This is a genomic window from Streptomyces tremellae (assembly GCF_039540215.1).
GTDB lineage: Bacteria > Actinomycetota > Actinomycetes > Streptomycetales > Streptomycetaceae > Streptomyces > Streptomyces tremellae.
The window spans coordinates 72626-98605 of sequence record NZ_BAABEP010000017.1; the positions used below are offsets into that span (position 1 = coordinate 72626).

Here is a 25980-nt window from a genome sequence, read left to right on the forward strand (position 1 = left end):
GTTAGCTGTTCACCCGGCCGAGGTACTCGCCGGAACGCGTGTCGACCTTGATCTTCTCACCGGTCGTGATGAACAGCGGGACGCCGATCTCGTACCCCGTCTCCAGCTTCGCGGGCTTGGTGCCGCCGGTGGAGCGGTCGCCCTGCACGCCCGGGTCGGTGTGCTCGATGACCAGCTCGACCGCGGCGGGCAGCTCGACGTAGAGCGGGTTGCCCTCGTACATGGCGACCGTGGCCTCGAAGCCCTCAAGGAGGAAGTTCGCGGCGTCGCCGACGACCTCCCTGCTGACGTGGATCTGGTCGTAGGTGCCCATGTCCATGAAGACGAAGTACTCGCCGTCCATGTACGAGAACTGCATGTCGCGGCGGTCGACGTTGGCCGTCTCGACCTTCACGCCGGCGTTGAAGGTCTTGTCGACCACCTTGCCGGACAGCACGTTCTTGAGCTTGGTGCGCACGAAGGCCGGGCCCTTGCCGGGCTTGACGTGCTGGAACTCGACGACGGACCAGAGCTGGTCTCCGTCGAGCTTGAGCACCAAACCGTTCTTGAGGTCGTTGGTGGATGCCACGGTTGCGGATCTCCTGGACTGAAGCAGGTGGGACCAGGGGTGCACTGCTCCCGGGCCCCGGCCCCGTACGAGGAGGGGTCCTAGAGCGCGAGCAGTTCCTTGGTCGTGATGGTGAGTAGCTCGGGTCCGCCGTCCGCCTCGGGGCGGACGACGAGCGTGTCGTCGATCCGGACGCCGCCCCTGCCCGGGAGGTGGACCCCGGGTCCGACGGTGACCGGCACACAAGCGTCCAGTTTACCCATGGACCCGGGGGCCAACTGCGGCTCCTCCGCGAATTCGAGCCCCACCCCGCGCCCGGTGACCGGGTCGAGTGCCTCCGCGTGGCCCGCGGCCGTCAGCCGCTGCCGCACCGTGCGGTCCACGTCGCGGCAGCCCACGCCGGGTGCCAGCGCCTCGCGGCCGGCCCGCTGCGCCGCGAAGACCAGCTCGTACAGCTCGATCTGCCAGTCCGCGGGTGCCGTGCCGATGACGAACGTACGGGCGACGCCGCAGCGGTAGCCCCGGTATTCGGCGCCCAGCCGGACGGTGAGGAAGTCGCCCTCCTCGACCCGCCGGTCCGTCGGCCGGTGGGCTGCGCGGCCCGAGTGCGGCCCGGTGGCGACGGAGGTACGGAAGGCGGGGCCGTCCGCGCCGTGGTCGACGAGTCTGCGCTCCAGTTCGAGGGCGAGATGGCGCTCGGTGCGGCCGACCAGGATGGACTCGAGCAGTTCGCCGAGCGCCTGGTCGGCGATCTCGGCGGCGATCCGCAGCCGGGAGATCTCCTCCTCGTCCTTGACGACCCGCAGCTGCTCGACGGCGCGGCCGAGGTCGGTGAGCGCCACCCCGGGCGCCGCTGCGGCCAGCGCGCGGTGCCGTGCGACCGTCAGGTGGTCCTCCTCCACGGCCAGCGGACCCGCGGCCCCGGCCCCTGTCCCGGACTCGGCGAGCAGGCGGGCCGCGCAGAGCGCGGTATCGCTGGACCGCTCGCACACGATGGTCCGCAGTCCCTCGTCCACCCGGCTGCCCGGCCCGCCGTCCTCGGGCACCGGGGGGTACAGAAGCACGTCCCCTTCGGGCCCGAGCAGCAGGGAGGCGCCGGGGGGCGCGCCGCCCGCGAGGTAGCGCACGTTGGCGGGGCCGCAGACCAGGGCGGCGGCGCTGCCCGCGGCGCCGTACTGGTCGCGCAGCCGGGTACGGCGGGCCGCGTACACCTCTGACATGGTCCGAGCGTACGAGAGGGGGCGCGCCCCGGCCGGTCGGGCGCGTCCGACCGGGGGGCGCGGGCCGGCGGCGCGTGGCTACCAGGCGGGCGGGCTCGCGACGGACTGCGCGAGCACGTCGTCGAGGAGCCGCGCGGTGGTGGGCACGTCGAGGGCGCTGTTGTCGATGATCGGCAGCCCCGAGCCGTACCAGCCGGCCATCCGGCCGTGGATGCCCGCGACCTCCTCGTCGGCGAGGCGCCGGTTGCCCTCGCGCTTCGCGTTGCGTTCGAGCACCACTTCGAGCCCCGGCAGCAGGACCACGGGGAGCAGTCCTGGGCCCACGTGCCGCTTCCAGCCGCCGAGGCCGACGACGGGCCGGTCGGGGAAGACGGCGTCGTCGAGGATGCAGGAGATGCCGTTGGCGAGGAAGTTGCGCGCGGCGAAGCCGCAGGTGCGGCGGGCCAGCCGGTACTGGGTCTCCGAGTGCTCGTTCCAGCCGCTCTGCGGGTCGGCGAAGCCGGAGCACACCCATTCACGCACGTCGTCGAGGCTGATGTGGGCGGTGGGGACGCGGCGGGTGCGGGCCCAGTGCCTGGCCACGGTGGTCTTGCCCGCGCCCGCGGGGCCGATGAGCAGCACGGCCAGCGTGGCGGTGCCCGTGCCGCCCTCGGACGCGGCGCCGTGCACGGGCACGGGTCCGCCGGGCGGCAGGGTGACGTGCCCGGTGGAGTCGGCGGGCCGCGGCGGGGCGGCCGGGGGGCCTGCGAGCGGGCCCGGCGGATGGCCGGCCGCTGGTCCCGCAGGCTGCGAACCCGGCACGGGGGCCGCGGGCGCCTGCCCGGGGACGGGGCGCTGGGCGGGCCCGCCCGCGGGCATCGGCGGGGCGGGGGGCGGACCCGCGGGGCGCGCGGCGGCCGGCGGGTCCTGGAGGGGGAAGCCGTCGTCCTCCCCGCCGGACGGCGCCGGCCCCGGGGGCGGGCCCCAGACCGGGAGATGCCAGTCGTCCTCGGACGCGCCCATCGCCTGCTCCATCTCCTGCCACTCCGTCTCGTACGACCGGCGTGCTGCCCTCAGAACCGTACCGTCCCCGGCCCCGGGCCCGAGAGGGGTGTCAGTCCGTCAACTCCTCGGCGAGCGCGCGCAGGGCGAGCCGGTACGAGCCGATCCCGAAGCCCGCGACCGTGCCGCTGGCGACCGAGGCCACCACGGAGTTGTGCCGGAATTCCTCGCGGGTGTGCGGGTTGGAGATGTGCACCTCGATGAGGGGCGCGGTGCGCTGCGACATCGCGTCCCGCATGCCGTACGAGTAGTGCGTGAACGCGCCGGGATTGACCACGACGGGCAGCTTGGCGTCGGCCGCCTCGTGCAGCCAGCGGATCATCTCGCCCTCGTCGTTGGTCTCGCGCACCTCGACGTCGAGCCCCAGCTCCTCGCCGAGGGACCGGCAGGTCTCGACCAGGCCCGCATAGGTCGTGGCGCCGTAGATGTCCGGCTCGCGTGAGCCGAGGCGGCCGAGGTTCGGGCCGTTGAGCACGAGCACCCTGCGGGTCACGCGGCGACCTCCCCGAAGGCGGCGACCAGGAAGGCCGGGTCAGGGCCTTCGAGCACGGAGGGCTTGCCGAGCCCGTCGAGGACGATGAAGCGCAGCAGGTCGCCGCGGGACTTCTTGTCGACCTTCATCGTGTCGAGCAGCTTCGGCCACTGGTCGCCGCGGTAGGTCAGCGGCAGGCCGACCGAGCCGAGGACCGCGCGGTGGCGGTCGGCCGTCGCGTCGTCGAGCCGCCCCGCGACGCGGCCGAGCTCGGCGGCGAAGACCATGCCGACGGAGACCGCTGCGCCGTGCCGCCACGTGTAGCGCTCGTTCTTCTCGATCGCGTGGGCCAGCGTGTGGCCGTAGTTGAGGATCTCGCGCAGGCCGGACTCCTTGAGGTCGCTGGAGACGACATCGGCCTTCACCCGGATCGACCGCTCGATCAGCTCGGCGGTGTGCGGGCCCCGCGGGCTGCGCGCGCCCTCCGGGTCCGCCTCGATCAGGTCGAGGATGGCCGGGTCGGCGATGAAGCCCGCCTTGATGATCTCGGCGAGCCCGCTGACGTAGTCGTGCGTGCCGAGCGAGTCGAGCGCGGCCAGGTCGCAGAGCACCCCGGCGGGCGGGTGGAAGGCGCCCACGAGGTTCTTGCCCTCGGCGGTGTTGATGCCGGTCTTGCCGCCGACGGCCGCGTCGACCATGGCGAGCACGGTCGTCGGCACGGCGATCCACCGCACCCCGCGCAGCCAGCTCGCGGCGACGAACCCGGCGAGATCCGTGGTGGCGCCGCCGCCGACGCCGACGATCACGTCGCTGCGGGTGAAGCCGCTCTGCCCGAGCGCCTTCCAGCAGTACGCGGCGACCTCTGCGGTCTTCGCCTCCTCGGCGTTGGGCACCTGGACGGCGACCGCCTCGTACCCCTGCCCCGCGAGGTCGTCGCGCAGCGCGGTGCCCGTCTCGGCGAGCGCCTCGGGGTGGATCACGGCGACCCGCTTGGCGCGGCCGACGAGGCCTGCGAGCTCGCCCAGCAGCCGGCGCCCGACCAGCACCTCGTAGGGGTCCGTGCCCGCGGTGCCGCCGATCCCGATGCGGATGACCGGCTGCTCCGCTGTCTGCTCCGTCATGCCTTCCTCAGCTCCAGTGCGTCCAGTACGCCGTCGGCGACCTCTTCGGGGGTGCGCCCGTCGGTGGCGACGACCACCCGGGCGACCCCCGTGTACAGGTGGCGGCGCTCCTCCATCAGCCGCTTCCACTGCTGGCGCGGGTTGACGACCGCGAGCAGCGGGCGGGCCGCGTCGAGGCCGGTGCGCCGCACGGCCTCCGCGACCTCCATCGACAGGTACGCCACGGGCAGCCCGGTGAGCAGCCGCCTGGTGTCCGCGTCGAGCACCGCGCCGCCGCCCAGCGCGAGTACGCCGTCGTGCCCGGCGAGCGCCCTGGCGACGGCCGCGCGCTCCAGGGCGCGGAAGTGCGGCTCGCCGTCGTCCACGAAGATCTCGGAGATCTCCCGGCCCTCCGCGGCGACGATGTCCGCGTCGGTGTCGCGGAAGGTGGTGCCGAGGCGCGCGGCGAGCAGCTCCCCGACCGTCGACTTGCCGACCCCCATGGGGCCGACGAGCACGATGCGCGGCCCGGTCACCGGATCGCCAGGTTGTCGAGGTACGAGGTGACGTTGCGCCGGGTCTCCGCGACGTGGTCGCCGCCGAACTTCTCCGCGACCGCGTCGGCGAGCACCAGCGCGACCATCGCCTCGGCGACGATGCCCGCGGCGGGCACGGCGCACACGTCGGAGCGCTGGTGGTGCGCCTTCGCGGGCTCGCCGGTCGCGGTGTCGACGGTGGACAGGGCGCGCGGCACGGTCGCGATGGGCTTCATCGCGGCCCGCACCCGCAGCAGTTCGCCGGTGCTCAGCCCGCCCTCGGTGCCGCCGGAGCGGCCAGTCGCCCGCCTGATGCCCTGGTCGGTGACGAGGATCTCGTCGTGCGCCTGCGATCCCGGCACCCGCGCGAGCTCGAAGCCGTCGCCGAGCTCGACGCCCTTGATGGCCTGGATGCTCATCAGGGCCCCGGCGAGGCGCGCGTCGAGCTTGCGGTCGGCGTGCACGTGCGAGCCGAGGCCGACGGGCACGCCGTAGGCGAGGACCTCCACGACGCCGCCGAGGGTGTCGCCGTCCTTGTGGGCCTGGTCGATCTCCGCGACCATCGCCTCGCTGGCGTCCGCGTCGAGGCAGCGCACCGGGTCGGCGTCGAGGCGCTCCACGTCGGCGGGGACGGGCAGCACACCGCGCGGCGCCCTGGCCGCGGCGAGTTCCACGACGTGCGAGACGATCTCGATCCCCGCGGTCTCCTTCAGGTACGAGCGGGCGACGGCGCCGAGCGCGACGCGGGCCGCGGTCTCGCGTGCGCTGGCGCGCTCCAGGATCGGGCGCGCCTCGTCGAGGCCGTACTTCTGCATGCCCGCGAGGTCGGCGTGGCCGGGGCGCGGCCGGGTCAGCGGGGCGTTGCGCGCCAGCTCGGCGAGGATCGCGGGGTCGACCGGGTCGGCCGCCATGACCTGCTCCCACTTGGGCCACTCGGTGTTGCCCACCATGACCGCGACCGGGGAGCCGAGGGTGAGGCCGTGGCGTACGCCGCCGAGGAAGGTCACCTCGTCGCGCTCGAACTTCATCCGCGCGCCGCGCCCGTACCCGAGACGCCGGCGGGCCAGGTGGTCCGCGACGACGTCCGTGGTGATCGGCACGCCGGCGGGAAGGCCCTCCAGCGTCGCGACGAGTGCGGGGCCGTGCGACTCCCCCGCCGTCAGCCAGCGCAACCTGCTCAACGGTGCTCCTCATCTCCGCGCCTGGAATACTGCGGCGCGGCCGGGCATGGGGCCCGGACGGCCGTGCCCCGATCCTCCCACGCCCGGCGCGGCGGCCCGGGCGCCGGTCCACAGGACGGACGAATCGTCCGGGAGCCGGACAGGGCCCGCCAGGACCCGGCCCGGCGTGCGGCGCTACGCGCCCCGCTCGGCCAGCGCGCGCTCCCCCGCTGTCCGCATCGCCGCGAGCGGCGCCTCGGGCAGCCCTGTCATCAACTCGACCTGGAGCGCCGCCTGGTGCACCAGCAGGTCGAGCCCGGAGACGACCTGTCCGCCGACCGCCGACCAGGCCGCGGCGAGCGGCGTGGGCCACGGCTCGTACAGCACGTCGAAGAGGGTGCCAGGGCCCGGCGGCACACCGCCCGCGAGCGCGTCCGCCGCCCCCGCCGGGGTGGTCGCGATCACCAGCTCGGCCGCGAACGCCTCGGCCGCGCGCTCCCACGGCGCGGTGCGCACGTCCACGCCGAGCCGCTCGCCCCACTGCCGCATCTCGGCGGCGCGCGCCTCGCTGCGCACGTACGCCGTCACCCGGCCGCCGCACACATTGGAGAGCGCGGCGAGCGCGGAGGAGGCGGTGGCGCCCGCGCCGAGCACGGCCGCCGAGCCGGCGGAGCGCACGCCGCGCTCCGCGAGCGCGGCCACCATGCCGGGGATGTCGGTGTTGTCGCCCCGTGCGTACCGCCCGGGGCCGAAGGTGACGGTGTTGACGGCTTCGACCGCCGCGGCCGTGTCGCCGACCTCGTCGAGCAGCGGGATCACGGCCCGTTTCAGCGGCATGGTCAGCGAGAAGCCGGCCGGCCTCGCGTCCCCGGCCCGGTCGGGGAAGGCCTTGAAGAAGCCGGGGAGGGATTCCTCGTCCACCTCGTGCCGCTCGTAGCGCCACTCGGTGAGGCCGAGTTCCGCGTAGGCGGCGCGGTGCAGGACCGGGGAGAGCGAGTGCGCGATCGGCGAGCCGAGGACCCCCGCGAGGTGCGGCCCGCGCAGGGTCCCGTCCTGGTGGGTCATCCGCCGAGGCCCTTCTGCTTGTCGTTGAACTTCTGCTTGAGCGCCTGGAACTCGGCGTACGTCTTGGCGAACTCGGTCTTGTCGTCGCCGTCCGTCGCGACGAAGTACAGCCAGCCGTCGTGGGTGGGGCTGATCGCCGCCGCGAGGGCGTCCTCGCCGGGGTTGCCGATGGGGCCGGGCGGCAGCCCCTTCTGCGTGTACGTGTTGTACGGGTCGTGGTTGCCGTTGACCTCGGCCTCGCTGATGTTGATGTGGCTCTGGCCCTTGAGGTAGTTGTACGTCGAGTCGAACTGGAGCAGTTGGTGGGTCTGCTCGTTGTCGGGCTCGAGCCGGTTGTAGACGACCTCGGCCATCTTGCGGAAGTCGTCGTGCGTCTTGCCCTCGGCCTGGACGAGGCTGGCGACCGTCAGCAGTTGCCAGGGGTCGTCGAGCCCCACCGACTTCGCCTTGGTCTGGAGGCCGTACTTGGCGTACTCGGCGTTGGCGCGGGCCACCATCTTCTTCAGGACGTCCTCGGGCTTCGAGTCCCGCGCGACCGGGTAGCTGGCGGGGAAGAGGAAGCCCTCCAGCGGGTCCTTGATGTCCCTGCCGTCGTCGGCCCAGCTCGGCAGGCCGAGGTTCTTCGTCTCGTCGAAGGCGACCGACCTGGTCGTGCCGGCCTTGAGCCCGAGCTTCTTGTCGATCATCGCGTAGACGGTCGCGTCGCGGGTGCCCTCGGGGATGATCAGCGCGTTGCGGCTGCCGGGGCTGAGCATCAGCGCGACGGCGTCCTTGCCCGACATGTGCCGTTTCAGCGTGTAGACGCCCGCCTGGATGGTGTTGCCCTTGGGATTGTGGTTCTGCGCCACGACGAACGCGCCGGCGCTCTTGACCACGCCGCTCTTGAGCAGCAGCGACGCGATGTCGGAGCCGTTCGCGCCGTCCGGGACGGTGATCTGGACCGTCCCCGTGCCCGTCCCGGTGAAGTCCGGCGGCGGGCCGAACCTGTGCTGGTAGAAGGTGTATCCGAAGTAGCCGAGCCCGCCGACGCCCCCGACCAGCACCACGGCGACGACCAGGCAGGCCACCCCGCTGCGGCCCTTGCGTTTCTTGCCGCCGCCTTGGCGGTCGTCGTACGTGTCGGGGTCGTCGTGTCCGTCGTCGTACGCGTCTTCGTCGTCGCGCCCGTCGTACCCGTCGCGGCCCGCGCGTCCGCCGCGCCCCCCGGACCGCCCGGCGGCGCGGCCCGGGGCGTCCTCGCCGGTGAAGAAGGGGTGGGTCTCCTCCGGCGGGTCGTCCCAGTCGAACCCGTCGGGCGCAGGCCCCTGCGGGCCTGGCTGCTGCTCCGGCTGCTGCTGGTCGGGCTGGTGCGGGCCCGGCTGCTGCTGGTAGGCGGCGGGCTGCTGGTGCGCGCCGGTGTCCCAGCCGCCCTGCGCGGGGTCGTACTGCGGCTGCGCGTACGGGTCGTGTCCCTGGCCCGGGTAGCCGCCCGGGACCTGCCCGTACGCCTGCGGCTGCTGCTGTTGCCAGCCGCCCTGCGGATAGCCCTGGCCGCCGTCGCCGTAGGCGAGATCCTGCTGCCCCGGGTACGGCTGCCCGTACTGCTGCTGGTCCTGGTAGCCCTGCTGCGGGTACGGCCCGTCCTGGTAGGGCGGGTACTGCGGGGCCGCGTACCCCTGCTCCTGGTAGCCGGGGTGGCCGGGCTGCTGCGGGTACTGCTGGTAGGGGTCGTGGCCTGCGCCGTAGGGGTCCTGCTGCTGCCCGTACTGGTGCTGCGCTCCGCGGTCCTCGCCGGCCTGCGGTGCCTCCCACCCCTGCTCCCCGTACAGGGGGTCGTCGGGGTGCCAGGGTGCGGAGCCTGAGCCCCGGCCATAGTCGGTCATCGATCCCCAAAATGCCGCGAGGGGTCGGCCGTGCGCCGAAGCGCCACGGCCGCGCCGCCTCTTTCTTGTGCGGCAGCTGTTCGAATCGCCGTCGCATCGCGCGGAACGTTACCGTACCGCGATCAGCCGGCCGCTTCGACGGGTTCGCCCGGGGCAGCGCCCGAGGTGCGCTCGGTCTCCAGCGCGCTCTGGAGGATGACGACGGCCGCGGCCTGGTCGATGACGGAGCGGCCCTTGCGGGAGGTGACGCCCGAGGCCCGCAGGCCGCCCGCGGCCGTCACGGTCGACATGCGCTCGTCCACCAGCCGCACGGGTACGGGGGCGACGCCGCGCGCGACCTCGCGGGCGAAGGCGCGCACCTTGGCGGCCGCCGGGCCCTCGCCGCCGCGGAGCGAGCGGGGCAGCCCGACCAGCACCTCCAGCGGCTCGTACTCCTCGACCAGAGTCCGCAGGCGCCGGTGGGCGGCCGGGACGTCGCGTCCCTGCACGGTCTCCACCGGCGTCGCGAGGATGCCGTCGGGGTCGCAGGACGCGACCCCGATCCTGGCGTCCCCCACGTCGATCGCGAGGCGGCGTCCGCGCCTCACGAGCCCTCGGCCACGAGCCGCTCGACCGCGGCGATCGCGTCGCCGACCGCGCCCGCGTCCTGCCCGCCGCCCTGGGCGACGTCCGGCTTGCCGCCGCCTCCGCCGCCGAGGGTCTTGGCCGCGGTGCGGACCAGGTCGCCGGCCTTGAGGCCGCGTTCGCGCGCGGCCTCGTTGGTGGCGATGACCGTCAGCGGGCGGCCACCCGTGGTGGTGAACAGGGCGACGACGGCCGGCCGGGAGGCCGGGATGCGGCCCCGCACGTCGAGCACGAGGCGGCGCAGGTCGTCCGCGGAGGTGCCGTCGGGGACCTGGCCGGTGACCAGAGCCGTGCCGCGCACGTCCTTGGCGCCCTCGGCGAGTCCGCCGGCGGCGGCGAGCACCTTCTCCGCGCGGAACTTCTCGATCTCCTTCTCGGCGTCCCTGAGCTTGCCGAGCATGCCGGAGACCCGCTCGGGGAGCTCGTCGGGGCGGGCGCCCTTCAGCAGCTCCTGGAGCTGGGCGACGACGGTGTGCTCCTTGGCGAGGAAGCTGTACGCGTCGACGCCGACCAGGGCCTCGATGCGGCGCACGCCTGAGCCGATGGACGACTCACCGAGCAGCTTCACCAGGCCGAGCTGGGCGGTGTTGTGCACGTGGGTGCCGCCGCACAGCTCCTTGGAGTAGTCGCCGATCGTCACGACGCGCACGCGCTCGCCGTACTTCTCGCCGAACTCGGCGATGGCGCCCTGCTTCTTGGCCTCGTCGATGCCCATCACCTCGGCCTGGACGTCCAGGTCGCGGGCGAGCACCTCGTTGATCTTCTGCTCGACGTCGGTGAGGACCGTGCCGGGCACGGCGGCGGGCGAGCCGAAGTCGAAGCGGAAGCGGCCGGGGCTGTTCTCGGAGCCCGCCTGCGCGGCGGTCGGGCCGAGGGCGTCGCGCAGCGCCTGGTGCGTGAGGTGGGTGGCGCTGTGGGCGCGGGCGATGGCCCTGCGCCGGTGGGTGTCGATGGCGGCGAAGGCGGACGCGCCCACGGTCACCTCGCCGACCTGCACGGTCCCCTTGTGCACGTAGACGCCGGGCACGGGCTGCTGGACGTCGCGGACCTCCACGACGGCGCCGCTGTCGAGCCTGATGCGGCCCTGGTCGGCGAGCTGGCCGCCGCCCTCGGCGTAGAACGGGGTCCGGTCGAGGACGACCTCGACCTCGTCGCCCTCGGAGGCGGCGGGCGAGGAGACGCCGTCGACGAGCAGGCCGACGACGGTCGACTCACCCTCGGTGAGGCTGTAGCCGGTGAACTCCGTGGCGCCGTGGGCGTCCGCGACCTCGCGGTAGGCCCGCATGTCGGCGTGGCCGGACTTCTTGGCCCTGGCGTCGGCCTTGGCGCGCTCCCGCTGCTCCTTCATCAGGCGGCGGAAGCCGGCCTCGTCCACGGAGAGGCCCTGCTCCGCCGCCATCTCCAGGGTGAGGTCGATCGGAAAGCCCCAGGTGTCGTGGAGCAGGAAGGCCTTGTCGCCGGGGAGGACGGCGGAGCCCGCGGCCTTGGTCTCGGTGACGGCGGTGTCGAGGATGTTGGTGCCGGCCTTGAGCGTCTTGAGGAAGGCGGCCTCCTCGGCGAGCGCCACCGTCTCGATGCGCCTGCGCTCGGTCTCCAGCTCCGGGTACTGCTGCCCCATCGTCTTGATGACCGTGTCGACGAGCTCCTGGACCACGGGTCCGGTGGCGCCCAGCAGGCGCATGTTGCGGATGGCGCGGCGCATGATGCGGCGCAGCACGTAGCCGCGGCCCTCGTTGCCGGGGCTGACACCGTCGCCGATGAGCATCACCGAGGTGCGCATGTGGTCGGAGACGACACGCAGCGACACGTCCGAGGCGTGGTCGGCGCCGTAGCCGACGCCGGTGAGGTCGGTGGCCTTCTTGATGACGGCCATCGACGTGTCGATCTCGTACATGTTCTGCACGCCCTGCAGGATCATCGCGAGGCGTTCGAGTCCGAGGCCGGTGTCGATGTTCTTCTGCGGCAGGTCGCCGAGGATCTCGTAGTCCTTGCCGGTGCCCTCACCGCGGATGTACTGCATGAAGACCAGGTTCCAGATCTCCACGTACCGCTCGTCGTTGACGGCCGGGCCGCCCTCGGCGCCGAACTCGGGGCCGCGGTCGTAGTTGATCTCGGAGCAGGGGCCGCAGGGACCCGGCACGCCCATGTCCCAGTAGTTGTCCTCCTTGCCGAGCCGCTGGATGCGGTCGGGCGAGACGCCGACGACGTCGCGCCAGATGCGCTCGGCCTCGTCGTCGTCCTCGTAGACCGTGATCCACAGCCGGTCGGCCTCCAGGCCGTAACCGCCCTTGTCCTGGGGGGTGGTGAGCAGCTCCCAGGCGTACTGCGCGGCGCCTTCCTTGAAGTAGTCGCCGAAGGAGAAGTTGCCGCACATCTGGAAGAACGTGCCGTGCCGCGTGGTCTTGCCGACCTCTTCGATGTCGGGGGTGCGCACGCACTTCTGGACGCTGGTGGCGCGGTCGAAGGGGGGTTTGACCTCGCCGAGGAAGTAGGGCTTGAAGGGGACCATGCCGGCGGGGACGAGCAGCAGAGTCGGGTCGTCCGCGATGAGCGACGCCGAAGGGACGACGGTGTGCCCGCGCTCCTCGAAGAAGCTCAGCCAGCGGCGGCGAATTTCAGCCGACTCCATCAGTGGTCCTCATTCCGGTTGTTTTCGTGGGAAGGGTGGGGGGTCTCGGGGCCCGCGGCGCGCCGTCCGCGCGCGCTCCCGCCGGCCGGGCGCCCCCGGTCGACGGCCCTGACCAGGCGGGGACCGGCGGCGGGCAGGGCGCGGTCCTGGGGCGCCTCGATGCCGAGCGCCTCGCCGAGTTCGGCCTCGCGCCTGACCATGCCGGTCCGCACGTCGAGGGCGAAGCCCTTGAGCCGGTGCCCGGCCTCGACGGCGCGGTTCGCGGCCTGCGCCGCGAGGCTCTCGGGGGTGAGCTGCCTGATCTTCTGGTTGACCTTGGTGGTGGCCCACACGCCGGCCGCTGCGCCCGCGGTGAACCAGAACGTACGGCGGAACATCGCTGCGTCAGCCCTTCCTCTTCTTCCTGCGTCGCGCGGCGGGCACCGTGCGGCCGACGAGCACCCGGCGGCGCTCGGGCTCCGGCTCGGGCGCCGCTCCCCTGCGGGACATCGCCTGGCGCACGCCGTAGCCGAACGCGGCGACCTTCACCAGCGGCCCGCCGAAGGTGGAGGCGACGGTCGAGGAGAGCGCGGAGGCGTTGGAGGTGACCTCCTGGACGTCGGACGCGATGGAGTCGACCCGTTCGAGCTGGGTCTGCGCCGTGCGCACCGTCGCCGAGGCGTCCGCGAGCAGCGGCACCGCCTGTTCCGTCACATCCGCCACGAGCTTGGTGGTCGCCTTGAGCGTCTGCGCGAGCCTCACCAGCACCACGGCGAGGAACGACACGAGGATTGCCCAGAACACGGCCACCAGGATCCCGGCAACCTCTCCACCGGTCACACCGCACCGCTTCCTGCTTGGTCACGGACACCCGACGGGGTCCGAAGAGTCGTGCTCCGACCCTATCGCGCCACCGCCCGGGGCCCGAACCGGATTGGGGGGCGCGCGCGGTGCCCGCGGGCGCCCTCCCGGAGGGCGCCGGCGCGCCCCGGTACCGGCCCCGTACGGCGAAGGCCCGCCCCTCCTGCGCCGGAGCGCGGGGAGCGGGCGGGCCTCGGCGCGGCTACCGCGTCCGGGTCAGCGGGCGTAGTACTCGACGACGAGCTGCTCGTCGCAGATCACCGGGATCTCCTTGCGCTGCGGGTCGCGGTCCAGGCGGAACGCCAGGGCCTTCAGGTTGACCTGCAGGTAGCGCGGGGTCTCGCCCTCGGTGTCGTTGCCGCCCTCGCGGGCCACCTGGAAGGGGACCTTGCTGCGGCTGCGCTCGCGGACCATCACGACGTCGTCGGGACGCACGCGGAACGACGGCTTGTCGACCTTGTGGCCGTTGACCTCGATGTGGCCGTGGACGACCATCTGGCGGGCCTGGTAGATCGTGCGGGCGATGCCGGAGCGCAGGATCAGCGCGTCGAGGCGGCGCTCCAGCTCGATGACCAGGGCCTCGCCCGTCTTGCCCTCGGCCTTGCGGGCGCGGTCGTAGGCGCGCGCCATCTGGCGCTCGCTGATGTCGTACTGCGCGCGCAGGCGCTGCTTCTCCAGCAGACGGACCTTGTAGTCGCTGTTCTGCTTGCGGCCGCGGCCGTGCTCGCCCGGCGGGTAGGGACGGGCCTCGAAGTACTTGACGGCCTTCGGCGTCAGCGCGATACCGAGCGCGCGCGACTTCTTGACCTTGGGACGCGACTGGTTAGGCACGTTCTCCAGACCTCCGTTGTAGGTTAGGTTAGGCTCACCTTACTTAAGGAGATCGCATGTCTCGCCCTGGGAACACCACGCGCATCACAGACGGCCCCGACAAGAGGCAGGGCACCGAATCGACGGAGGTCCGATCAGCTCATGGTCAGCCGCGTCCCTGCCACGACCACGGACGAGAGGACGACCGGGACCGGGGCAACGGGCTTGAGATCGCCCGGATGCCGTCAGCAGCCGAGCGCACACGAACTCTCGTACAGAGTACATGCTCCGCGGTACTGCTCCTGCCGGGCCTCGAACAGGCCCCGCCCTACGCGATGGTGCCGGAGGAACGCGCCGTCGGGCAGGACGGCGAGGTGCTGCTCGTGTTCCCCGAGCGCTCCCCCGCCGTGCGGGCCGCCTCCCACGCGCACGACGACGAGCTGGGCGCGGTCCTCGAAGTGACCGACGTCGCGCCCGTCGCCGTCCCCCACCGCATCCGCGGGCGCGCCTGGGTCTCCGGCTGGCTCACCCGCGTGTCCGTCAGGGCCGCGCCCGGCACCGCGACCCTGCGGCTTGAGACCGGCGACGTCTCCGTCGACGACCTGTGGGGCACCGAGGCCGTCGAGGCCGAGGAGTTCGCCGCGGCCGAGCCCGACCCGCTCGCGGAGCACGAGGCGGAGCTGCTCCAGCACCTCGCCGCCGCGCACGGCTCCGAGGTGCAGCTGCTGCGCGGCCTGCTCGGCGAGCGCACCGGCGCCCGCTGGGCCGCGGGCACCGTCGCCGTCCCCCTCGCGCTCGACCGCTTCGGGCTGCGGGTGCGGTTCGTCGGGATGCGCACCTTCGACGCCCGCTTCGACTTCCCCGAGCCCGTCACCGGGGTCGGCGGGCTGCGCCGGGCCATGCGGACGCTGTTCGAGGCTGCGGCGGGCTGACCGGGGCGGCGCTGCGGGCGGGCACCCGGCCCGGCCGAGGCCGCCGGGCCGGCCCCGAGCGCTCAGGCCCCCTCGCCCCGCAGCCGCTCGCGCACCCGCTCCACCACGTCCGCGTACCGCGCCTCGGCGCCGTAGCGCGTCGGGGAGTAGTACGTACGCCCCCGCAGCGCGTCCGGCAGGTACTGCTGGGCCGCGATGGCGCCCGGCACGTCGTGCGGATAGACATAGCCTTGCGCGTGGCCCAGCTTGGCCGCGCCCTTGTAGTGGCCGTCCCGCAGATGTGCCGGCACCTGCCCGGCCGCGCCCTTCTTCACGTCCTCAAGCGCCGCGCCGATCGCGAGCGTCGCCGCGTTCGACTTCGGCGCGAGGGCCAGGGCGATCGTCGCGTGGCTGAGGGTGAGGGCCGCCTCGGGGAAACCGATCATGGCCACGGCCTGGGCGGCGGCGACCGCGAGCGGCAGCGCCGTCGGGTCGGCGAGGCCGATGTCCTCGCTCGCCGAGATCATCAGGCGCCTGGCGATGAACCGCGGGTCCTCTCCCGCGTCGATCATCCGCGCCAGGTAGTGCAGGGCCGCGTCCACGTCGGAGCCCCTGATCGACTTGATCAGCGCGCTCGCCACGTCGTAGTGCTGATCGCCGTCCCTGTCGTAGGTGACCGCGGCGCGGTCGACGGTCTCCTCAAGCGTCGCGAGCGAGATCTCCGCCTCGCCCTTGTCCAGCGCGGCGCCCGCCGACGCCTCCAGCGCGGTCAGCGCGCGCCGGGCGTCGCCGCCCGCGATGCGCAGCAGGTGCGCCTCGGTGTCCTCGGGCAGCGCCACGGCGCCGCCGAGCCCCCGCTCCTCGGTGAGCGCCCGGCGCAGCAGCCCGCGCAGGTCGTCGTCGGTGAGGGGTTCGAGCGTCAGGAGCAGCGAGCGGGAGAGCAGCGGGGAGATCACCGAGAAGTACGGGTTCTCCGTGGTGGCCGCGACCAGGGTCACCCAGCGGTTCTCGACGGCGGGCAGCAGCGAGTCCTGCTGGGCCTTGCTGAAGCGGTGGATCTCGTCGAGGAAGAGGACGGTCTCCTTGCCGTACCCGCCGGAGGCGCGGCGGGCGCCGTCGATGACGGACCTGACCTCCTTGACGCCCGCGGTGATGGCGGAGAGTTCGACGAAGCGCTTGTCGGTGGCGCGGGAGACGACGTACGCGAGGGTGGTCTTGCCGATGCCGGGCGGGCCCCAGAGGATCACCGAGGAAGGACCCGCGGGGCCGCTGCCCTCGCCGACCAGGCGCCGCAGGGGCGAGCCCGGCCGCAGCAGGTGCTGCTGGCCGACCACCTCGTCCAGGGTGCGCGGGCGCATCCTGACCGCCAGCGGACTGCTGGAAGGATCTTTCTCCTGGCGGTCTTCCGCCGCTGCGGTAAAGAGGTCGGGCTCCACGCCTCAAAGCCTAAGGCAGGGCGCTGACAGCGCGGCGGGCGGCGGCCCGGCAGGTCAGCTGGTCCAGAAGCTCCACCAGTTCGTGAGGATCAGCAGGCCGATGATGGCGAGGTGGAGGGTCGGCAGGATCCAGGTGAAGTCGGCGAAGAAGGAGCGCAGCCAGCGCGGCGCCGGGATGACGCCGCTGCGCACGTTGTGCGAGAGCGTGTACCAGAACATGATCACCGTGCCGACCCAGGCCAGCATGCACCACAGGCACAGCGCGTGGATGCGGTACAGGGACTGGAACTGGAGCCAGGTCACGAAGCCGACACCGAACAGCGTGCCCGCCTGGAGGCCGAGCCAGTACCACCGCTGGTGCCTCGCGCCCGCCAGGACCGCGAGGCCGATGCCCATGACGACCGGGTAGGTGGCGAGTCCCAGCATCGGGTTGGAGAACCCGAAGACATGGGCCTGGTCGCTTTTCATGACGCTGCCGCAGGAGATGACCGGATTGAGGCTGCACCCGGGGACGAACCCGGGGTCCTTCAGCAGCTTGAACTCGTCCAGGGTGATCACCCAGGCGGCGAGCAGCCCGGCGGCGCCGGTGAGGACGAGCAGTATTCCGAAGGCACGGCTGCCGGCGACCGGCGCTCCGCCGAGCCGTTTCGTCTCCCCCGTGGAGGAGACGGAGTCCAGCGTGGTGGTCATATCCCTGTCCGGTCGCTAGGAAGGCGGTGTGGGCAGGGCCATTGTGCCGTACGAGTGAGGCGGCGCACCGTTCGGACGGGATAAGCGCGAGCTGCGGGGACCGGCCCCGGGCCGGTCCCCCTCGGCTGCGCCCGCGCGTCAGCCGTGGCCGAGCAGCGCGCGCACCTTGTCGACCACCGCGTCGAGTGCGACGGCGTACTGCTCGCCCGACTCCATGTCCTTGAGCTGGGCGACGCCTTCCGCGAGGTCGCGCTCACCGACGACGAGCGTGTAGCGCGCGCCCGACCTGTCGGCGCTGCGCATCGCGCCCTTGATGCCCTTGCGGCCGTAGCCGAAGTCCGCCGCGACGCCCGCCCTGCGCAGCCCGGTGACGACGGAGAACAGCGCGCGGCGCGCCTCGTCGCCCAGCGGCACCGCGAACACGCTGGTGGTGGGCGGCAGTTCGAGGGTGATGCCCTCGGCCTCCAGCGCGAGGACCGTGCGGTCCACGCCGAGCGCCCAGCCGACGGACGGCAGCGCCGGGCCGCCGATCATCTCCGAGAGGCCGTCGTAGCGTCCGCCGCCGCCGACCGCGGACTGGGAGCCCAGGCCGTCGTGGACGAACTCGAAGGTGGTGCGGGTGTAGTAGTCGAGGCCGCGCACCAGCCGCGGGTCGTCCTCGAAGGGCACGCCCTGCGCGGTCAGCAGCTCCCTGACCTCGTCGTGGTAGGCGCGGCACGCGTCGCACAGGTAGTCGCGCAGCAGGGGGGCTCCGGTGAGCTGCCGCTGCACCTCGCGCCGCTTGTCGTCGAGGACCCGCAGCGGGTTGATCTCGATGCGGCGGCGGGTCTCCTCGTCCAGGTCGAGTCCGCGCAGGAACGCCTGGAGCGCCTCGCGGTAGACGGGGCGGCACTCGCGGTCGCCGAGCGAGTTGAGCAGGATGCGGAAGCCGCGCAGCCCTAGCGAGCGGTACGCCTGGTCGGCGAGGATGATCAGCTCGGCGTCGAGCGCCGGGTCCTCGGCGCCGATGGCCTCGGCGCCGACCTGGGAGAAGTGCCGGTAGCGGCCCTTCTGCGGGCGCTCGTAGCGGTAGTACGAGCCGGAGTACCAGAGCTTGACGGGGAGGTTGCCCGCCTTGTGGAGGTTGGCTTCGAGCGCGGCGCGCAGCACGGACGCGGTGCCCTCGGGGCGCAGCGCGAGCCGGTCTCCGCCCTTGGTCTCGAAGGCGTACATCTCCTTGGTGACGATGTCGGTGGACTCGCCGACACCGCGCGCGAACAGCTCGACGTTCTCGAATCCCGGCGTCTCCGCGTAGCCGTAGCCGGAGCGGCGCAGCGGCGCGGCGAGGGCGTCGCGGACCGCCAGATACGTGGCGGAGGCGGGCGGGAGCAGGTCGTAGGTGCCCTTGGGGGCCTGGAAGGTGCTCATGGGGATCGCTGGGTTCACATTCCTCGTCGCGGTGGCGCGTCCTCGGCGTCCCCGCCCGCGCGGGCGGCTGCCGCCCTGCGGAGGTAGGGGTTGCCTGCGCGCTCCTGGCCGATGGTCGTCTGGGGGCCGTGGCCCGAGAGCACCACGGTCGAGTCGTCGAGCGGGAGGCACACCCGGCCCAGCGACTCGAACAGCTCGTCGGGGTCCCCGCCCGGCAGGTCGGTGCGTCCGACGGAGCCGGCGAACAGCAGGTCGCCGGAGAAGAGGATCGGCGGCACGCCGCCGTCCGCGGTCTCCGGCAGCCCGAAGGTCACCGACCCCTTGGTATGGCCGGGGGCGTGCGCGACGGTCAGGTCGAGGCCCGCCAGCCGGAGCGCAGCGCCGTCGGACAGCTCCCTGACGTCGTCGGGCTCCCCGACGGTCAGCTCGCCCATCAGCTGCGCGCCGACCGAGCGGCCGAGCGCCTTTTCGGGGTCGCTCATCATGAAGCGGTCGGCGGGGTGGATCCAGGCGGGCACGCCGTGGGCCCCGCACACCGGCACCACCGAGGCGACATGGTCGATGTGGCCGTGGGTGAGGATGGCCGCGACGGGCTTGAGCCGGTGCTTCGCCAGCGTCTCCGCGACGCCCTCGGCGGCGCGGTGGCCGGGGTCGATGATCACGCACTCCTCACCGGCGGCGGGGGCGACCAGGTAGCAGTTGGTCCCCCAGGCCCCGGCGGGGAACCCGGCAATGAGCACGGTCGTCCTTCATGTCGTCGAGCGGTCGTCGGTGTGCGCGCCGCCTGCCCGCGGGCGGCCCACCGGTCGGCGCCCGCTGCCGCGGCGGCTGGTCACGGGCGGGCGTCGCGGCAGATCACAGGCAGTGCACAGACCCTACCGGGACCGCGAATTCCACAGCGAACCCATATAGCGTACGGGGTCAGTCCTGCCGGACGGATCCGACATCCGACATCCGAACACCTAGGGAGTAGACCCGGTGGCCAACAACGACCAGCGGCGGCGGCAGCTTGCCAGGGAGAAGTTCGAGCGGCAGCAGCGGCGCAGGATGGAGGCGCGCAGGCGTGCCAAGCGCCGCAACGCGGTCATCGCCTCCGTGGTGGGCGCCGTGGTGGTGATCGGCGGTGGCGGCACCGCGTTCGCCGTCATCGGCGGCAAGGACGACGGGAAGAAGACCGACGCGGCCGCCTCCCCGGCCGCGGCCCCGTCCCCGTCGGCCTCGGCGTCGGCCGCGCCCGAACCGAAGATGACCGTCGACAGGACCGCGAAGTACACGATGGACCTGAAGACGAACCGGGGGACGATCGGGATCGCGATGGACGCGGCGAAGACCCCGCACACGGTCAACTCGTTCAAGTACCTCGCGGACAAGAAGTTCTTCGACGACACCAAGTGCCACCGGCTCACCGACGACGGCATCTTCGTCCTCCAGTGCGGCGACCCGAAGGGCGACGGCACGGGCGGTCCCGGCTACACGATCCCCGACGAGAACCTGACCGCGCTCGGCAAGGCGGGCGCGGACGGCTCGGTGACGTACAGGGCGGGCACGGTGGCGATGGCCAACACCGGCCAGCCGCACACCGGCGGCAGCCAGTTCTTCCTCGTCTACAAGGACTCCAAGCTGCCGCCGAGCTACACGCCGTTCGGCACCATGGACAGCGCGGGGCTGAAGGCCGTGCAGGCCGTGGCGAAGGCGGGCGTCGCGGGCAGCACCGCGAAGTCGCCGGTCCACGACGGTGCGCCCAAGGACGCGGTGACGGTGCAGAAGGCCACCGTCGACAAGCAGTGACCCGCTGTAGCGGCCAATGAATTTCGGCCGTGCGGAGTGCGGACAGCCGGGTGGCCGTTCGCCTATGTTGGCGTTATGCAGGGCGGGCGCTGCCCGCCCCGGGAACCGTGGACGACGCCGGGGGGACGCTGGTCCCTCCGGGTGTCAGCTGGAGGAGGCGCTGTGAGCAGCGACCCGTGGGGCCGTGTCGACGAGACGGGCACCGTGTACGTGCGTACGGCCGAGGGGGAAGTGGTCGCCGGGTCCTGGCAGGCGGGATCGCCGGACGAGGCCCTTGCCTACTTCGAGCGCAAGTACGAGGGCCTGGCCGTCGAGATCGGCCTCCTTGAGCGCCGGGTGAGGACCACCGACCTGTCCGCGAAGGACGCGACAGCCGCCATCGACCACCTGCGCGGCCAGGTGGACGAGCACCACGCGGTGGGCGACCTGGACGCGCTCAGGAAGCGGCTCGACGCCCTCGTCGCGACGGTGGAGGCACGCCGCGAGGAGCGCAAGGCACAGCGCGCGCGGCAGACGGACGAGGCCCGGCGGTCGAAGGAAGCCCTGGTCGCCGAGGCCGAGGAGCTGGCGCAGAGCGACCAGTGGCGGGTCGCGGGCGAACGCCTGCGGGGCCTTGTGGACACGTGGAAGGGGCTGCCGCGGCTCGACCGCAAGTCCGACGACGAGCTGTGGCACCGCTTCTCGCATGCGCGCTCGGCGTTCTCCAAGCGCCGCAAGGCGCACTTCGCGGCGCTCGACGCGCAGCGCGAGGAGGCGCGGCAGGCCAAGGAGGCGCTGGTCGCGGAGGCCGAGGCGCTCTCGGGCTCCACGGACTGGGGCGGCACGTCGGCGCGCTACCGCGAGCTGATGACGGCGTGGAAGGCCGCGGGGCGTGCGCAGCGCGAGGCGGAGGACGACCTGTGGAACCGCTTCCGCGGCGCGCAGGACGTGTTCTTCGCGGCGCGCGGCGAGGTGTTCGCCGAGCGGGACGCGGAGCAGGCGGAGAACCTCAAGCTCAAGGAGGAGCTCGCGGAGGAGGCCGAACGCCTGGTGCCGGTGCGGGACCTGAAGGCGGCGCGGGCCGCGTTCCGCGCGCTCAACGAGCGCTGGGAGGCCATCGGCCATGTGCCGAGGGACGCCCGCCCGAGAGTCGAGGGCCGCATGCAGGCGGTGGAGCGGGCGCTCCAGGAGTCCGAGGAGCGCGAGTGGCGCCGTACGAACCCCGAGGCGCGGGCGCGCGCCGAGGGGCTCACGGGCCAGCTCCAGGCGGCCGTGGACAAGCTGCGCGGCCAGATCGACCAGGCGCGGGCCGCGGGCAACAACGCGCGGGCCGACAAGCTCACCCAGGAGCTCGAGGGTCGCCAGGCCCTGCTCGACCAGGCCCTCAAGGGGCTGGAGGAGTTCGGCGGCTGAGACAGACCGCAGGACCGTAGGACACGGCAGCGGCGGGCCCCGCGGAACACCCCGCGTTCCGCGGGGCCCGCCTCGTGTGCCCGCCGGGGCGTCGCGTCAGGGTCTGCGCGCCGAGGTGACGCGGTAGACGTCGTAGACGCCCTCCACGCCGCGTACGGCCTTGAGGACGTGGCCCAGGTGCTTCGGGTCGCCCATCTCGAAGGTGAAGCGTGAGGTGGCGACGCGGTCGCGGGAGGTCTGGACCGCCGCGGACAGGATGTTCACGTGCTGGTCGGAGAGGACCCGCGTGACGTCCGACAGCAGCCGGGACCTGTCGAGCGCCTCGACCTGGATCGCGACGAGGAACACCGACGACTGGGTCGGCGCCCACTCGACGTCGAGAATCCGTTCTGGCTGCTGCGAGAGCGAGTCCACGTTGACGCAGTCGGCGCGGTGCACGGACACACCGCTCCCCCGCGTCACGAAGCCGATGATCGGGTCGCCAGGCACCGGCGTACAGCAGCGCGCGAGCTTCACCCACACGTCGTCCGCGCCCTTGACGACCACGCCGGGGTCGGCGTTGGAGCGGCGCTTGGCCCTGCTGCGCGCCGGCGGCGCCGTCTCCTCGATGTCCTCGGTGGCCGCCTCCTCGCCGCCGAGCGCCTGCACCAGCTTCTGCACGACGCCCTGCGCGGCGACATGGCCCTCGCCGATCGCCGCGTACAGCGACGAGATGTCCGGGTAGCGCATCTCGTGCGCGAGGGTCACCAGCGAGTCGCCGGTCAGTATCCGCTGGATCGGCAGGTTCTGCTTGCGCATGGCCCGCGCGATGGCGTCCTTGCCCTGCTCGATGGCCTCCTCGCGGCGCTCCTTGGAGAACCAGCCGCGAATCTTGTTGCGGGCCCGCGGGGACTTGACGAAGCCGAGCCAGTCGCGGGACGGACCGGCGCCCGACGCCTTGGAGGTGAAGACCTCCACCAGGTCGCCGTTGTCGAGGGTGGACTCCAGGGGCACAAGGCGGCCGTTGACCCGCGCGCCGATGGTGCGGTGCCCGACCTCCGTGTGCACGGCGTACGCGAAGTCGACGGGCGTCGCGCCCGCCGGCAGCGCTATCACGTCGCCCTTCGGGGTGAAGACGAAGACCTCGTTGCGCGACAGGTCGAAGCGCAGGGACTCCAGGAACTCGCTGGGGTCCTCCGTCTCCTTCTGCCAGTCGAGCAGCTGCCGCAGCCACGCCATGTCGTTGACGGTGTCCTGGCCGCCCTTGCCCGAGGCCCGCGGCACGTCCGTGCGGACCTTGGAGGCGCCCGCGACGGCGTCCTGCTTGTACTTCCAGTGCGCCGCGATGCCGTACTCGGCGCGGCGGTGCATGTCGAACGTGCGGATCTGGAGCTCGACGGGCTTGCCGCTCGGCCCGATGACCGTGGTGTGCAGCGACTGGTACATGTTGAACTTGGGCATCGCCACGTAGTCCTTGAACCGCCCCGGCACCGGGTTCCACCGGGCGTGGACGGTGCCGAGCGCCGCGTAGCAGTCGCGGACGGTGTCGACCAGGACGCGGATGCCGACCAGGTCGTAGATCTCCGCGAAGTCTCGGCCACGGACGATCATCTTCTGGTACACGCTGTAGTAGTGCTTGGGGCGGCCGGTGACGGTCGCCTTGATGCGGGCGGCCCGCAGGTCGGCCTGGACCTCGTCGGTCACTATGGCCAGGTACTCGTCGCGCTTGGGCGCCCGCTCGGCGACGAGCCGGACGATCTCGTCGTACATCTTCGGGTAGAGGATCGCGAAGGCGAGGTCCTCCAGCTCCCACTTGATGGTGTTCATGCCGAGCCGGTGGGCGAGCGGCGCGTAGATCTCCAGCGTCTCGCGGGCCTTCTTCTCCTGCTTGTCCCGCTTGAGGAAGCGCATGGTGCGCATGTTGTGGAGCCGGTCCGCGAGCTTGATCACCAGGACGCGCGGGTCCCTGGCCATGGCGACGACCATCTTGCGCACGGTCTCGGCCTGGGCGGCCTCGCCGAACTTGACCTTGTCCAGCTTGGTGACGCCGTCGACCAGCGCGGCGACCTGGTCGCCGAAGTCCTGGCGCAGCGTGTCGAGGCCGTACTCGGTATCCTCGACGGTGTCGTGCAGCAGCCCCGCCATCAGGGTGGCCGGATCCATGCCCAGCTCGGCGAGGATGGTGGTGACGGCGAGCGGGTGGGTGATGTACGGGTCGCCGCTCTTGCGCTTCTGGCCGCGGTGCCAGCGCTCCGCGACCTGGTACGCGCGCTCGATCTGGCGCAGCGTGGCCGTCTCGATCTTCGGGTCGTTGCCCCGCACGGTCCGCAGCAGCGGTTCGAGCACCGGGTTGTACGGGGACGAGCGCTGCACGCCGAGGCGCGCGAGCCTGGCCCTCACCCGGTTGGACGAGCCGGAGCGCGGCGGCGCGGCAGGGAGCGGCTTGGGCGCCGTGGGCGGCGTGTGGTTCGGCAGGACGGGCGGGGCGCCCGCGGCGCCTGGCTGCGCGTCGGAGCCGCGCGGGACCGGCCCGGCGTCGCCCGCTCGGGCCTGCTGCTGCGTCTGGGGCTCCGCCTGGGCCCGGTCGGCGTGCGGCTCGGGCGTGGCGGCCAGTGGCTTGGCCTCGTCTGGCAAGAGGGCTCCTCGTGCGGATCTGGGACCACCCGTTCAGCTCCGGAAAGGTCCATGGTAGCGATCCCGGCCATTTCGGTCGCTCCGGGAACAGCTGATCGCCCGGCGCGGGCCGGCCCGCCTCCCCCTCGAAGGGACGGAACGGCGGACGGGCACCCGGTTGTTCCCGAGTGCCCGCCGTCACACGTCCGGGGGACGGCTCAGACCGTGAGCAGGGCGGTCAGCGGGGCGCCCCGCAGCACCTTCTCCAGCCGGGCCCTGCCGTCGAGGAACCCGAGTTCCATCAGCACGGACACCCCGGCGACCTCGGCCCCGGCCCGTCTGATCAGCTCGACGGCCGCCTCTGCGGTACCGCCGGTGGCGAGCACGTCGTCGATGACGGCGACCCGGTCGCCCTCGGCGAGGTCCTCGGCGTGGACCTCGATCTCGGCGGTGCCGTACTCCAGGTCGTAGCCCTGGGAGAGCGTCGCGCCGGGCAGCTTGCCCGCCTTGCGCACCGGTACGAAGCCGATGCCGGCCGCGACCGCGACCGGCGCGGCCAGGATGAAGCCGCGCGCCTCAAGTCCGACGATCTTGGTGGCGCCCGACCTGCGGCACTCCTCGACCAGCGCGCCGGTGAGCGCCCGGAACGCGTCCGGGTCCGCGAGCAGCGGGGTGATGTCCTTGAACATGACCCCGGGCTGCGGGTAATCCGCGACGTCCCTGATGCGGCTGAGCAGCAGCTCCCGCAACTCCTCCGCGGTCACTTGCGCCTCCCCGAGGAGCGGCCGCCTCGGGAGGAGCGGTCGCGCGGGCCCGCCACGGCGGGGGTGGGGCCGTCCGGGGCGATCCCGCTCCCCTGGGCGCCGGGCCCGTCCGCGGCGGCCTCCTGCTCCGCCTTGGCCCGCTTGGCGAGGACGCGCTTGCGCAGCGCCCTCATCTGGGGCTCGCGCTCCTTGAGCTCAGCGACCAGCGGGGTCGCGATGAAGATCGAGGAGTACGCGCCGGCCGCGAGGCCGACGAACAGCGAGAGCGCGATGTCGTTGAGGTCGCCGGCGCCGAGGAAGCCGCCGCCGATGAACAGCAGGCCCGCGACCGGGAGCAGCGCCACGACGGTGGTGTTGATCGACCGGACCAGGGTGGAGTTGATCGACTGGTTGGCGACCTCGGAGTACGTGTACTTCGTCTGCTTGGTGATGCCCTTCGACTGCTCCTTGAGGCTGTCGAAGACCACGACCGTGTCGTACAGCGAGTAGCCGAGGATGGTCAGCAGGCCGATCACCGTGCCGGGCGAGACCTGGAAGCCGACCAGCGCGTACACGCCGACGGTGATGACGATGTCGTGGAGCAGTGCGACGAACGCGGCGACGGCCATGCGCCACTCGAAGGCGATCGCCAGGTAGATCACCACAAGCACCAGGAAGATGACCAGACCCGTCCACGCCTTGTTGGCGATGGTGGAGCCCCAGCTCGGGCCGACCAGGTCGGCGGTGATCTGGTTCTGGTCGACCTTGAGGTCCTTGGCGAGCTGCGCCTTGATCGGATCGGACTGCTTGGTCGTGATCTCGGCGATCTGGATGCGCAGCGAGCCGTTGCCGAGCTTCTGGACGACGGCCGTCTTGCCGGACGCGTCCTGCGCGTCGCTGACGGCCTCCTCGACCGAGACGCTCGTCTTCGGGGTGGTGAAGACCGCGCCTCCCTTGAAGTCGATGCTCTCGTTGATGCCGCGCACGGCGAGCCCGACGATCGCGGTGATCGCGATGAGCACCGAGATGCTGTACCAGATCTTGCGCTTGCCCACGAAGTCGTAGCCGACCTCGCCGCGGTAGAGACGAGCGGTGAAATCACCGATCCGCGACAT

At 72.7% G+C, this 25980-nt stretch carries 24 protein-coding genes; 3 read left to right on the forward strand and 21 right to left on the reverse strand.

The features are described from left to right. Position 1: 1 nt before the first annotated feature. The 14 genes from efp to rpsD form a co-directional block, all read right to left on the reverse strand. Positions 2-568 carry an elongation factor P gene (gene efp, locus ABEA77_RS14835; protein ID WP_345646579.1) on the reverse strand — a complete coding sequence of 189 codons (567 nt, stop codon included), beginning with the start codon at positions 566-568 and terminating at the stop codon, positions 2-4. 80 nt (positions 569-648) lie between these two features. Further along, positions 649-1767, reverse strand: coding sequence for a M24 family metallopeptidase (locus ABEA77_RS14840; protein WP_345646582.1), 1119 nt, complete (start codon positions 1765-1767; stop codon positions 649-651). A 78-nt stretch (positions 1768-1845) separates the two neighbouring features. Continuing rightward, positions 1846-2781 carry an AAA family ATPase gene (locus ABEA77_RS14845; RefSeq protein WP_425588276.1) on the reverse strand — a complete coding sequence of 312 codons (936 nt, stop codon included), beginning with the start codon at positions 2779-2781 and terminating at the stop codon, positions 1846-1848. Positions 2782-2860: 79 nt separating this feature from the next. Next, the gene (gene aroQ, locus ABEA77_RS14850; RefSeq protein ID WP_345646584.1) at positions 2861-3301 is read right to left on the reverse strand and encodes a type II 3-dehydroquinate dehydratase; all 441 of its coding nucleotides are present in this window, start codon (positions 3299-3301) and stop codon (positions 2861-2863) included. After that, entirely contained in the window at positions 3298-4401 is a 1104-nt protein-coding gene (gene aroB / locus ABEA77_RS14855; RefSeq protein WP_345646587.1) for a 3-dehydroquinate synthase, read from the reverse strand. The genes aroQ and aroB overlap by 4 nt, the downstream gene beginning before the upstream one ends. After that, positions 4398-4883, reverse strand: a complete 486-nt coding sequence (locus ABEA77_RS14860; RefSeq protein ID WP_345646701.1) for a shikimate kinase — start codon at positions 4881-4883, stop codon at positions 4398-4400. Before ABEA77_RS14860 ends, aroB begins: the two co-directional genes overlap by 4 nt. 29 nt (positions 4884-4912) lie before the next feature. Then, complete coding sequence (gene aroC, locus ABEA77_RS14865; RefSeq protein WP_345646589.1) at positions 4913-6097, reverse strand: chorismate synthase; 1185 nt, start codon at positions 6095-6097, stop codon at positions 4913-4915. Positions 6098-6271: 174 nt separating this feature from the next. Continuing rightward, complete coding sequence (locus ABEA77_RS14870; RefSeq protein ID WP_345646591.1) at positions 6272-7141, reverse strand: shikimate dehydrogenase; 870 nt, start codon at positions 7139-7141, stop codon at positions 6272-6274. Further along, the gene (gene mltG, locus ABEA77_RS14875; protein ID WP_345646593.1) at positions 7138-9003 is read right to left on the reverse strand and encodes an endolytic transglycosylase MltG; all 1866 of its coding nucleotides are present in this window, start codon (positions 9001-9003) and stop codon (positions 7138-7140) included. Before mltG ends, ABEA77_RS14870 begins: the two co-directional genes overlap by 4 nt. A 122-nt stretch (positions 9004-9125) precedes the next feature. Beyond that, a complete protein-coding gene (gene ruvX, locus ABEA77_RS14880; RefSeq protein ID WP_345646596.1) occupies positions 9126-9590 on the reverse strand; it encodes a Holliday junction resolvase RuvX in 465 nt (154 codons plus the stop codon). Then, positions 9587-12256 (reverse strand): alanine--tRNA ligase, encoded by a 2670-nt coding sequence (alaS, locus tag ABEA77_RS14885; RefSeq protein WP_345646599.1) that lies wholly within the window; start codon positions 12254-12256, stop codon positions 9587-9589. The genes ruvX and alaS overlap by 4 nt, the downstream gene beginning before the upstream one ends. Further along, positions 12256-12633: a hypothetical protein gene (locus ABEA77_RS14890; RefSeq protein ID WP_345646602.1), complete on the reverse strand. Its 378-nt coding sequence runs from the start codon at positions 12631-12633 to the stop codon at positions 12256-12258. The genes alaS and ABEA77_RS14890 overlap by 1 nt, the downstream gene beginning before the upstream one ends. A gap of 7 nt (positions 12634-12640) precedes the next feature. Further along, positions 12641-13075, reverse strand: a complete 435-nt coding sequence (locus ABEA77_RS14895) for a DUF948 domain-containing protein (RefSeq protein WP_345646605.1) — start codon at positions 13073-13075, stop codon at positions 12641-12643. Between the two features lie 237 nt (positions 13076-13312). Further along, positions 13313-13927 carry a 30S ribosomal protein S4 gene (rpsD, locus tag ABEA77_RS14900; protein ID WP_345646608.1) on the reverse strand — a complete coding sequence of 205 codons (615 nt, stop codon included), beginning with the start codon at positions 13925-13927 and terminating at the stop codon, positions 13313-13315. A 218-nt stretch (positions 13928-14145) separates the two neighbouring features. Here rpsD and ABEA77_RS14905 point away from each other — a divergent pair, with 218 nt between their 5' ends. Then, entirely contained in the window at positions 14146-14838 is a 693-nt protein-coding gene (locus ABEA77_RS14905; RefSeq protein WP_345646704.1) for a DUF2470 domain-containing protein, read from the forward strand. Between the two features lie 62 nt (positions 14839-14900). Here the strand turns inward: ABEA77_RS14905 and ABEA77_RS14910 are convergent, their stop codons facing one another. The 4 genes from ABEA77_RS14910 to ABEA77_RS14925 form a co-directional block, all read right to left on the reverse strand. Next, positions 14901-16253 carry a replication-associated recombination protein A gene (locus ABEA77_RS14910; protein WP_345646611.1) on the reverse strand — a complete coding sequence of 451 codons (1353 nt, stop codon included), beginning with the start codon at positions 16251-16253 and terminating at the stop codon, positions 14901-14903. A gap of 54 nt (positions 16254-16307) precedes the next feature. Continuing rightward, a complete protein-coding gene (locus ABEA77_RS14915) occupies positions 16308-16943 on the reverse strand; it encodes a vitamin K epoxide reductase family protein (RefSeq protein WP_345646614.1) in 636 nt (211 codons plus the stop codon). Positions 16944-17081: 138 nt separating this feature from the next. Beyond that, entirely contained in the window at positions 17082-18350 is a 1269-nt protein-coding gene (gene hisS / locus ABEA77_RS14920) for a histidine--tRNA ligase (protein WP_345646616.1), read from the reverse strand. Between the two features lie 14 nt (positions 18351-18364). Continuing rightward, positions 18365-19090 (reverse strand): MBL fold metallo-hydrolase, encoded by a 726-nt coding sequence (locus ABEA77_RS14925; RefSeq protein WP_345646618.1) that lies wholly within the window; start codon positions 19088-19090, stop codon positions 18365-18367. Between the two features lie 238 nt (positions 19091-19328). Between ABEA77_RS14925 and ABEA77_RS14930 the strand changes: the two genes are divergently transcribed. Both ABEA77_RS14930 and ABEA77_RS14935 read left to right on the forward strand, forming a co-directional pair. Beyond that, a complete protein-coding gene (locus tag ABEA77_RS14930) occupies positions 19329-20138 on the forward strand; it encodes a peptidylprolyl isomerase (RefSeq protein ID WP_345646621.1) in 810 nt (269 codons plus the stop codon). Between the two features lie 162 nt (positions 20139-20300). Beyond that, positions 20301-21530: a DUF349 domain-containing protein gene (locus ABEA77_RS14935; RefSeq protein ID WP_345646624.1), complete on the forward strand. Its 1230-nt coding sequence runs from the start codon at positions 20301-20303 to the stop codon at positions 21528-21530. Between the two features lie 96 nt (positions 21531-21626). On the opposite strand, the gene ABEA77_RS14940 is transcribed toward ABEA77_RS14935, so the two are convergent. The 3 genes from ABEA77_RS14940 to secF all read right to left on the reverse strand — a co-directional run bounded on the left by ABEA77_RS14940 (position 21627) and on the right by secF (position 25980). Next, entirely contained in the window at positions 21627-24143 is a 2517-nt protein-coding gene (locus tag ABEA77_RS14940) for a RelA/SpoT family protein (RefSeq protein ID WP_345646627.1), read from the reverse strand. Positions 24144-24340: 197 nt separating this feature from the next. Continuing rightward, positions 24341-24886, reverse strand: coding sequence for an adenine phosphoribosyltransferase (locus ABEA77_RS14945; RefSeq protein WP_345646630.1), 546 nt, complete (start codon positions 24884-24886; stop codon positions 24341-24343). Continuing rightward, complete coding sequence (secF, locus tag ABEA77_RS14950; RefSeq protein WP_345646633.1) at positions 24883-25980, reverse strand: protein translocase subunit SecF; 1098 nt, start codon at positions 25978-25980, stop codon at positions 24883-24885. The genes ABEA77_RS14945 and secF overlap by 4 nt, the downstream gene beginning before the upstream one ends.

Excerpts from the sequence above, each read along its gene's own strand:
- aroB (WP_345646587.1), bottom strand. The coding sequence starts at position 4,401 with ATGACGGAGCAGACAGCGGAGCAGCCGGTCATCCGCATCGGGATCGGC.
- alaS (WP_345646599.1), bottom strand. The coding sequence starts at position 12,256 with ATGGAGTCGGCTGAAATTCGCCGCCGCTGGCTGAGCTTCTTCGAGGAG.
- ABEA77_RS14840 (WP_345646582.1), bottom strand. The coding sequence starts at position 1,767 with ATGTCAGAGGTGTACGCGGCCCGCCGTACCCGGCTGCGCGACCAGTAC.
- ABEA77_RS14905 (WP_345646704.1), top strand. The coding sequence starts at position 14,146 with ATGCCGTCAGCAGCCGAGCGCACACGAACTCTCGTACAGAGTACATGC.
- ABEA77_RS14890 (WP_345646602.1), bottom strand. The coding sequence starts at position 12,633 with ATGTTCCGCCGTACGTTCTGGTTCACCGCGGGCGCAGCGGCCGGCGTG.
- hisS (WP_345646616.1), bottom strand. The coding sequence starts at position 18,350 with ATGAGCACCTTCCAGGCCCCCAAGGGCACCTACGACCTGCTCCCGCCC.
- ABEA77_RS14915 (WP_345646614.1), bottom strand. The coding sequence starts at position 16,943 with ATGACCACCACGCTGGACTCCGTCTCCTCCACGGGGGAGACGAAACGG.
- secF (WP_345646633.1), bottom strand. The coding sequence starts at position 25,980 with ATGTCGCGGATCGGTGATTTCACCGCTCGTCTCTACCGCGGCGAGGTC.
- mltG (WP_345646593.1), bottom strand. The coding sequence starts at position 9,003 with ATGACCGACTATGGCCGGGGCTCAGGCTCCGCACCCTGGCACCCCGAC.
- ABEA77_RS14845 (WP_425588276.1), bottom strand. The coding sequence starts at position 2,781 with ATGGAGCAGGCGATGGGCGCGTCCGAGGACGACTGGCATCTCCCGGTC.
- ABEA77_RS14870 (WP_345646591.1), bottom strand. The coding sequence starts at position 7,141 with ATGACCCACCAGGACGGGACCCTGCGCGGGCCGCACCTCGCGGGGGTC.
- ABEA77_RS14860 (WP_345646701.1), bottom strand. The coding sequence starts at position 4,883 with ATGGGGGTCGGCAAGTCGACGGTCGGGGAGCTGCTCGCCGCGCGCCTC.